The organism is Nitrospirota bacterium (assembly GCA_016214385.1).
Classification (GTDB): Bacteria; Nitrospirota; Thermodesulfovibrionia; order UBA6902; family JACROP01; genus JACROP01.
This window is the reverse complement of record JACROP010000055.1, coordinates 1-8,249: the sequence shown is the minus strand read 5'-3', so window position 1 is coordinate 8,249 and position 8,249 is coordinate 1. Positions and strand designations below refer to the sequence as shown.

Annotated in this window: 8 protein-coding genes; 1 reads left to right on the top strand and 7 read right to left on the bottom strand. The window is 43.3% G+C overall.

Annotated elements, in window-relative coordinates; genetic code table 11:
* From HZC12_03530 to HZC12_03510, 5 genes are all read right to left on the bottom strand, one after another.
* The gene (locus HZC12_03530) at positions 1–534 is read right to left on the bottom strand and encodes a methyl-accepting chemotaxis protein (GenBank protein ID MBI5025798.1); all 534 of its coding nucleotides are present in this window, start codon (positions 532–534) and stop codon (positions 1–3) included.
* A gap of 16 nt (positions 535–550) precedes the next feature.
* The gene (locus tag HZC12_03525) at positions 551–2,224 is read right to left on the bottom strand and encodes a hypothetical protein (protein MBI5025797.1); all 1,674 of its coding nucleotides are present in this window, start codon (positions 2,222–2,224) and stop codon (positions 551–553) included.
* Positions 2,225–2,293: 69 nt separating this feature from the next.
* Positions 2,294–3,277 carry a peptidyl-prolyl cis-trans isomerase gene (locus HZC12_03520; protein MBI5025796.1) on the bottom strand — a complete coding sequence of 328 codons (984 nt, stop codon included), beginning with the start codon at positions 3,275–3,277 and terminating at the stop codon, positions 2,294–2,296.
* A 210-nt stretch (positions 3,278–3,487) separates the two neighbouring features.
* On the bottom strand, positions 3,488–3,988 hold the full coding sequence (locus tag HZC12_03515) for a cytochrome C (GenBank protein ID MBI5025795.1): 501 nt from the start codon (positions 3,986–3,988) through the stop codon (positions 3,488–3,490).
* Positions 3,989–4,421: 433 nt separating this feature from the next.
* The gene (locus tag HZC12_03510) at positions 4,422–5,474 is read right to left on the bottom strand and encodes a 6-bladed beta-propeller (protein ID MBI5025794.1); all 1,053 of its coding nucleotides are present in this window, start codon (positions 5,472–5,474) and stop codon (positions 4,422–4,424) included.
* Between the two features lie 123 nt (positions 5,475–5,597).
* On the opposite strand from HZC12_03510, the gene HZC12_03505 reads away from it, so the two are divergent.
* Positions 5,598–5,930: a cytochrome c3 family protein gene (locus tag HZC12_03505; GenBank protein ID MBI5025793.1), complete on the top strand. Its 333-nt coding sequence runs from the start codon at positions 5,598–5,600 to the stop codon at positions 5,928–5,930.
* Positions 5,931–5,939: 9 nt separating this feature from the next.
* Here the strand turns inward: HZC12_03505 and HZC12_03500 are convergent, their stop codons facing one another.
* Positions 5,940–7,310, bottom strand: coding sequence for a sigma-54-dependent Fis family transcriptional regulator (locus HZC12_03500; GenBank protein ID MBI5025792.1), 1,371 nt, complete (start codon positions 7,308–7,310; stop codon positions 5,940–5,942).
* 317 nt (positions 7,311–7,627) lie between these two features.
* A partial coding sequence (locus tag HZC12_03495; GenBank protein MBI5025791.1) for a histidine kinase occupies positions 7,628–8,249 on the bottom strand: 622 nt, incomplete at its 5' end.

The window sequence follows — 8,249 nt, the reverse complement described above, 5'->3', positions numbered from 1 at the left end:
TTAGAGGGTGAATCTTTTAATCTCCTTTTCAAGAATATCTATTTTTTCTTTTAACCGCTCGACGGATTCAGGTGTGTTGTCGAGTCCTTTCCTTGCCTTTTCAAGGTCTTCATGTGCCCTGCTAATTATATCGAGTCTTTCTCTAAACCCATGGAGCATATTATTAAATATCGGGGCAACATTATGGAGCTGGTCATAGCCCCTGAAGCGCACTGTCTGGCCAAGGTCTGCATTGGAAAGGCCATCGATGGCCTTCTCCAGCCTGTATATAGGGCCTGCTATTTTATGGGAGGCAAAGACAGATATCAGGACTATCACAAGTGTTATAAAGATGACTTCTATGGCTCCGGCAATAATAAAAGTTGATGTGAGCACATCATCGGCCATAATAAACGATGCGACAACTTCAGCATAACGAGATATGTCAGGCCTTGGAAGGATGAGATAGAGAACTGCTATTACAATAGCAATGCCTCCTATAATGCCTGCTGTAAACTTGAGAAAAAATTTTGACTTAAAACTTTTTTCTATCATCTCACTCCTGTGTTTTTCAAAATGGCCTTGTAATCTGTAAGAAAGTGGTGGCTCTCGTGTTTGTGGTGTCTATTTTTTTCTCCCTCCATAATTCATACCTCAGGTTCACAAATATGCGTCTTATATTGTAATCCAAATTAATAGAGCCTGAAATAGTGTCAGAAGGCCCTATGCTCTCATGCATATACCTCAAAATTGACCTCATAAAGAGGTTCCTCATGATGAGATATCCGAGGGTTCCCTCAGTGTAATAAAACCTCCTGTCTGTCGTCCCCGTATCAATCAGTAGCCCTGCCTTCATTTCGATTCTTGCCCGCAAACTTAATTGCATGAAATATGCCAGAGATGTATCTGATGTAAGGATTCTTGTATAAATTGCAGGCGGAGTTTCGGAGTCTGTCCTCTCCTGTGTGGTCATTTCCTGAAAGTATCTTAGCTCACTCTGGAAGGTGAGTCTTTCTATGTAGTTGCTGATTATGCCGAGATTGAGCCTATAAGCCTCTGTCCTGCCTCCTAAGGTAGAGGTAAAATAATAAAGAGAACCCCCTGTAGAGACATTAGATTTTATATCCGGGAGATTTTGGGACAGTGTGGATGTGAGGTTGTAATTCATGGTCGTCTTATCCCTCTCGCCCTGGAAGGCGCCAAAGCCCAGGGTTGTGCTTGCAGAAAGTGTAAGTTCCTTTGCTATTGGCGTAAAATAACTCAGGCCGCCACTTAGCATTTCTGCTGTCTCCCTGCCAAAATCTCCAGTGTTATAGTAGACAGAGACGTCTCCTGAGGTTGTGAGAGCCTGGCTTACTTTATAGGCGCCATTAACAGAATTGAAAAAGAAATCACCTTTCCCTGCAGGTTGTTCTATACGGTGGTAATTTGTATTCATATTCCCTCTGAACCTGTCTGTAGGGATGTATTCAAGGTAAGTAGTGGATGAGACTTCTGTAAAATCAGTGAGTGTGTTTTTGTTAAACCCGGCATTCTCAGAGAGTGTCAATGTCTTTGATAATCTTGTCCTGCCAGAGAAGTTTACGTCATGGATGTTTTCTTCTTCAAGCTTTACCCTATAAAGGGTGTTTCTAAAATTGTAGTTAAGGTCAATCGCAGATTCCTTCCATGTCTGGTTCAGCCCTAAAAAAAGGGCCCTTGTCCGTTCATCGGTTGGTTCTGCCTGTCCTGTGATTTTTCTGTCATCCTGCCTGAGGCTGTATCTCAGAGTCGGAAGCCCCTTCGGGTATGCACTGCCCTCCAGCCCTGTGCTCTTCAGGGTCTGTCTTACGAGGAGGGATGGCCCTTCTGCTTGCGGGACAAAAGATGTATTTGTAAACTTTGTAGTCCAGAGGGAAAAAGGATAAGGGGTGCCTCTGATGAAATCAAGCCTTATGTTATAGTCCTTGCCTTTTGCACTTACATCGCTGCCGTCAGACTTGCCGTCCTCTTTTACAAATGTCCCGCCGATAGAATATGAGAAGAGCCGCGGGTGATAGATAAAGCCGCTATAATTGAGACCATACCTCTGCTCTATGCTCGAGCGGGTAGTGGTAGAGCCTGCAGTATCAAAATCCTCTTTATTGTAAGTGAGCTGCACTATCCCTGAAAGCCCATATTCCTGGGCCTCTGTTATAATGGGAAGAGGCAGTAGAAACAAAAGAATTGCAAGTCCATGAAAAATAATTCGCCCATTCACTGCCAACTGTTCACTGTTCTCCGTTCACCGTTTCTTGATTTCTTACTGTGAGTCGTGAACCATGAACGGTAAATTTTAATAATACTTAATCGTTGCACTGGCCTTCAACCTCTTCAGGAGCTCTTCCATTTTTTTTGCCTGATAGGATTCAGTAAGTTCCTTTTTGAGTTTGTTCTTTATCTCATCGAGAGGTATCTGCCTTGAGGGCCTCCTGTCTTCTACTTTGACAATGTGATACCCTTGTTCATTTTCGATGAGCCCGCTTATCTGCCCTGTTTTCATGGAAAAGGCCACCTTCTCTACCTCAGGTGCGAGCCTTCCTTTATGAATAAAGCCAACCTCGCCCCCTTTGACTCTGCTCATGTCTTCAGAATAAGACCACGCCACTTTTGAAAAATCCTCACCGGATTTCAATTTTGATAACGCTTCTCTGGCTTTTGCCTTTGCCTTTTTTCTTGAATCAGGGTCTGCGGGGTTAATCTTTACAAAAATGTATTTCAGACTCACAGTCTCTGGCTCCATGAATTTCCCAATATTTTTATTGTAGTAGTCCTCGATGTCTTTGTCTGTAAGGCTGACTCTTACTTCTTTTTCCATGAGTTTTTCAATGAGGAGGATCTTTTTTACCTTTTCCTTAAGGTCATCTTCACTTATGCCGTATTTTTTTAATGCCTCTTCGAATGCTTTTCTGGATGGATATTTTTCTTTTATTTTATCAAGCCGTGCAATTACATCAGACTTATCAGTTTTCAGCCCCTGCTTTCTGGCTTCCTCAAAAAAGAGCGCTTCATTAATCAGGTTTTCGAGGGCTTTTTTCTCTGCTTCTTTGCGCTTTTCAGGGGAGACATGGGCATGATAGGAGATGCTCGGCAAAAGGCTGTCTGTGGCTATGTCAAGCTCTCCCTGCGTGATAGCAGCGCCATTGACCTCTGCCACAACCTTGCTTGCCCTGAGCTCATCAGTGGCGTAAGTCTTTGATTGCAAGACAATTATAAAAAATATTAAAAACAGGATAATTACGGGTCGGAGACTCGACTCTACGAGTTTCTTGACTCCCATCTTTGCTGTTTCTCCTTAAGTTATGGTTTTTATAGTTAGCCAAGTATACGAATTTACACATCACAAGTTCAAGAAAAAGATTATCCTGTTCGCCTCGGTCTACGACTCGTAGAGCGAATCCGCTGAGGCGGATAAATCAGAGGCAAGCCTCATTACTATAAAAAAAGGGTGTGCAAGCTGCACACCCTTTTTAAGAACTCTTTTATACCATTACTTTATGTGGCATCCGAGGCAGAGCTGGCTGCCTGTGTTAGCAACTCTCAAGAAGGTTGCGACATCCTTTTCATGCGGGTCATGGCATGAGCCGCACTCAACCTGATCCTTGCCACTGCCATAGAACTGGACATAGCTAGTCCCTACAGTAATTCTACCCTTGGTAGTATCAGTAATAGCATTAAACTGTGGGTCTGCTGTGGTGCTATAGGTTATAGATATAGGATGGTCGTTGCTCAGGTCTGCGCCAATATAAGCATTGGTACTTGTAGTTATGTTGGTCAGGCCACCTGACCATGTCCATCCTGATGGTGCACCAATGCCACTGCCTGGCTTGTTCACCAATGAGTCAAATGCAACTGTTCCATCATGGCAACTAAGACATGCTGCAGAGACTCCCTGAGGGGTTCCTGCAACTGTCATATCCATTGTAGCGCTCACTGAAGAATTATACATCGTATAAGTTGCAGTTGAGCTTGTCCTGTTCCATAATGGCATGCCTGCAGGTGTGGTTGTTGAGAAGTGAGGGGTATGGCAGAACACGCATACCTCATCTGTGCCTGCTGTGAGATAAAAGGTTCTGGTAGCAGTTGAGGTGGAGGTTGAAAGGTTATGCTTTGTGTTCTTCACATCCTGGGCTGCATAGGCAACACCAAATGCCAGAAGAATAACAACTCCAATTATAAATACTTTCTTCAAATTTGTTCACCTCCTCTCTAAATTTATGGTTTTAATTTTGACTTTAAAACTTAAAAAGCAAAATAAATGCCAGAGGCTAAGTGGTCAAGAGATTGACAGGTTCAGTGCTCAAGTGATTGAATTTATGTCTTTTTTACTTGAGTCCTTTGAACCCTGAACCTTGAACCCTTAATAGGGGTGTGTTATTTCACTCAGCAGAGGGTGATTTAACACGAACTATGTGGGCGATAACCTATTTTTTTTGCTGGCTTTTTTTATACTTCTCACTCAAGTACTGGAAGATATTAATCCTGCGGTTATACTGGTCTGCCACGTATATTTTGTCGTCCTCGTCTATCCACATGCCTGCTGGAAGCCAGAATTTACCCTCTCCTCTGCCCATATCGCCAAAAAACAATAGAAGCTGTCCGGTCTTATCGAATATCTGGACATTGTTAAAGGCAGCATCCACAACATATATGTGGCCATCTGAGTCCACGGCTATTCCCTTTGGCCTTGCAAACTGGCCTGGAGAATCCCCTATCTGGCCAAATTTAGAGAGAAACTTTCCATCGGCATCAAATATCTGGACCCTGAAGTTCATGCTGTCAGTAACATAGATTTTTCCCTGCCCATCAATAAATGTATTTGTCGGAAAATTAAACTCTCCGTCTTCTCCGCCTCTTTTGCCGAATTCAAATAAGAATTTTCCATCTTTACTGAATACCTGGATATGATGCTTCTTTGTATCAACCACATAGACCCTTCCGAGGGCGTCATTCACGGCAATACCAACAGGCTGCTCGAATTGCTTCTTTTCTCCTATGGGATGAAGATATCTGCCATTTTTGTCATAAACTATTGCCCTGTCCTGCTCAGTGTCCGTTACATAGATATTGCCATCTTTATCAGTAACAACGCCTATAGGCTTCTTAAGTATACCCAACCCCTCTTCGCCAATATAGAATGCCTTTTTCTCCTTCAGGTCAAATACAGCCACTCTCCCTGCTCCGGTATCAGATACATAAACCCTTCCTGCTCCTGCATGGGCGCCATATGGCTTTCCTAAAACTATGCCCCTCTCTTTTTCGCCGACAATGACTTTGAGAAGCTTCTCTCCTGCGCCTGGTTCCTTTACATCCATCTCCCCCCTTATCCATCCAACCCACTTTATCTTCGGCTCTTCTGGCGGCAGGGGCCACATAAGTTCGACTTCTTTTTTCTCAGGCGCTGCACAGGAAAATAAAATAATGCTGAGGCTGGCAATAAACACAAGAGGGGAGACCCCGTTAAGTTTGGATTTCATTTTAAACATCATTTGAAAAGCTAACACAGAAATAAGAATGGTGTCAACACCATCGAGGGATTTAAGATATTTTTTACAAAAACCTTATTGAACTTATGAATATTGCAGGTCTATAATAAATCCATGAAGAGATTTATCTGCGCAATTTTTCTTTGCCTTATCCTCGTTTCTCCATCCAGAGCAGTTGTAAAAGAATGTATCTTCTGCCATGAGAGTCCCAAAGGCGGGGTTGTAAAAAAGCCCCTTACAGAGCTTTGCCTCGGATGTCACAGGGAGAGGATAGGCATGGGAGAACATCCAGTCGGAATGATTCCCAGGATTTCCATACCGAGCGGCTTTCCGCTCACAAAAGATGGCAGGCTCACATGCATAAGCTGCCATGATCCTCATTCTCAGGAGCCCATGATGTTAAGAGTACAACCTATTGCCCTCTGCAATGCATGCCATAAGAAATAGTTCGCATCATTAAAGCAGCCCGAATTTCTGCATCCTGTATCTCAGGGCGTCTCGTGAGAGGTCGAGCAATTTTGCTGCCTTTGTCTGATTACCATTAGCCATTTGCAGTGCCTGGCGGATAAATTCTTTTTCAAGCCCTTCGAGGGATACGCCTTCTGAAGGCAAGTTTAGAGGAAATTTTTCTCCCTCGGGGGTAGTCTTATGGGCATAAGTATTGATCTCCATGTGCAGGTGTTCTGGAAGGATGACGTTGTCGCTTTCCAGGATAAAAACTCTTTCTATAATATTTTTTAACTCTCTCACATTGCCAGGCCACGGATAATTCAGCAATAGTTCCTCAGCTTCTGGAGCTACGCCTTTTACCTCCTTCTTGATCTCTCTATTAAAGACCTTGATAAAATGCATAACCAGAGGGATGATATCCTCTTTTCTCTCCCTCAGCGGAGGCATGTATATAGGGATTACTTTTAGCCTGTAGTAGAGGTCTTCTCTGAAGCTTCCGTCTTTTGTTGCTTCTTCCAAATTTTTATTTGTGGCGGCTATAACTCTGACATCCACTTTGATGTCTCTAAGACCGCCTATTTTCTTAAATGTGCGTTCCTCTATGACCCTGAGGAGCTTAGCCTGGGTAGAGGGCTTCATATCGCCAATCTCATCTAAATAAATTGTTCCGCCATCGGCTAATTCGAAGAGCCCTTTCTTAGATGTCTTTGCATCTGTAAAGGCACCCTTCTCATAGCCAAAGAGCTCGCTTTCGATAAGGGTTTCTGGCAGGGCTGTGCAGGTTACTTCTATAAAAGGTTTGTCAGCACGGGAACTATGGAAATGAATCGCCTTTGCTATAAGGTCCTTTCCAGTTCCGCTCTCCCCCTGAAGAAGAATAGTAGTGGCGTCACTTTCAGCAATCTTTCTGGCAATGGTGATTACCTTTTTTATAGCTTCGGACTGCCCTATGATGTTTTCAAAACTGTATTTGTCCTGCTGTTCGCTCCTTAGCTGGCGGACCTCTTTTTTTAAAGTCACTGTCTCCAGCGCCTTTTTTATCAGTATCTTGATTCTATCCAGGTCAAAAGGTTTCTCTATATAGTCATAGGCCCCTAATTTTATTGCCCTGACAGCACCTTCAACACCTCCATGGGCTGTAATCATGATTACCAGGGCATCCCTGTTCTGTTCTTTTATCATTTCCAGGGTTTTAATGCCATCCATCCCTGAAAGCTGGACATCTAAAAGTGTGATATCAGGAATTTCTGCCTTAAAGACCTCAAGTCCCTCTTCGCCTGAATCAGACGTTAAGACCTCGTATCCCTCTTTTTCTAAGCCCTGTTTGAGGGACCAGGTAATAAACTTTTCGTCGTCTATGACTAATATCTTATTCACTGGAGTTCCCTGAGTTTTTTCTCATTTAGCCTAATCCCTTTTTAGCTTCTTGTGATACTTGTTACAATTAGTGAAAGCTGCATAATAAATGTCCGCTGTTTCGTCATTCCCGTGAAAACGGGAATCCAGACGTCGTCCCCGTGAAAACGGGGACCCAGGAATACCAAGGAACTGGATGCCCGATTAAGAACTTCGGGCATGACAGATAAACCGTAAATACTGGATTCCCCGATTAAGCCTGCCCTCGAAGGTTGTAATCGGGGGTCGGGGAATGACATCAACGCTGTGAGTATAGGACATTAATATTACAGGCATCATTAGCAGCATTTTACCGGCAAATATACCATAAAGGCACTCCCCTTCCCTGGTTGGCTTCTAACCATGATTCTTCCACAGTGGTCTTCTATAATCCGCTGACTTATTGAAAGGCCGAGGCCTGTGCCTTTAACTTTTTTTGTAAAGAATGGATTAAAGATATTTTTTATATCCTCCTCAGAGATGCCTACTCCTGTATCTTCAAACTTTATCTCTAACCATTCGGTTTTTATTTCTGAAAGCCCTTCGGATATTTCTTCTGAATTTCTCAAAGCGGTTGTGATTTTCAGGACTCCTCCTTCGGGCATCGCCTGAATGGCATTGATGGAAAGATTCAAAAATACCTGCTGAATCTGGTCAGCATCTAACATTATATCAGGAAGGTTTTTCTCGAAATCCATCTCTATGATGGTTTTCCCCTTTTTTGCTACCTGCTGGATGAAAAAGAGGGTCTTCTCCAGAATGGAGTGTATATTGTTAGGAGACATCTGCGGCGGTGTGGGTTTTGCATAGCTCAGGAGGTCTCTGACTGCCCGATCAAGTCTCTTTACCTGATTTAGAATCTCAGTAATGATTTCTTTTTTCGGGTCTTCCGGGTCAAAATCAGAATATAAAACCTGGATG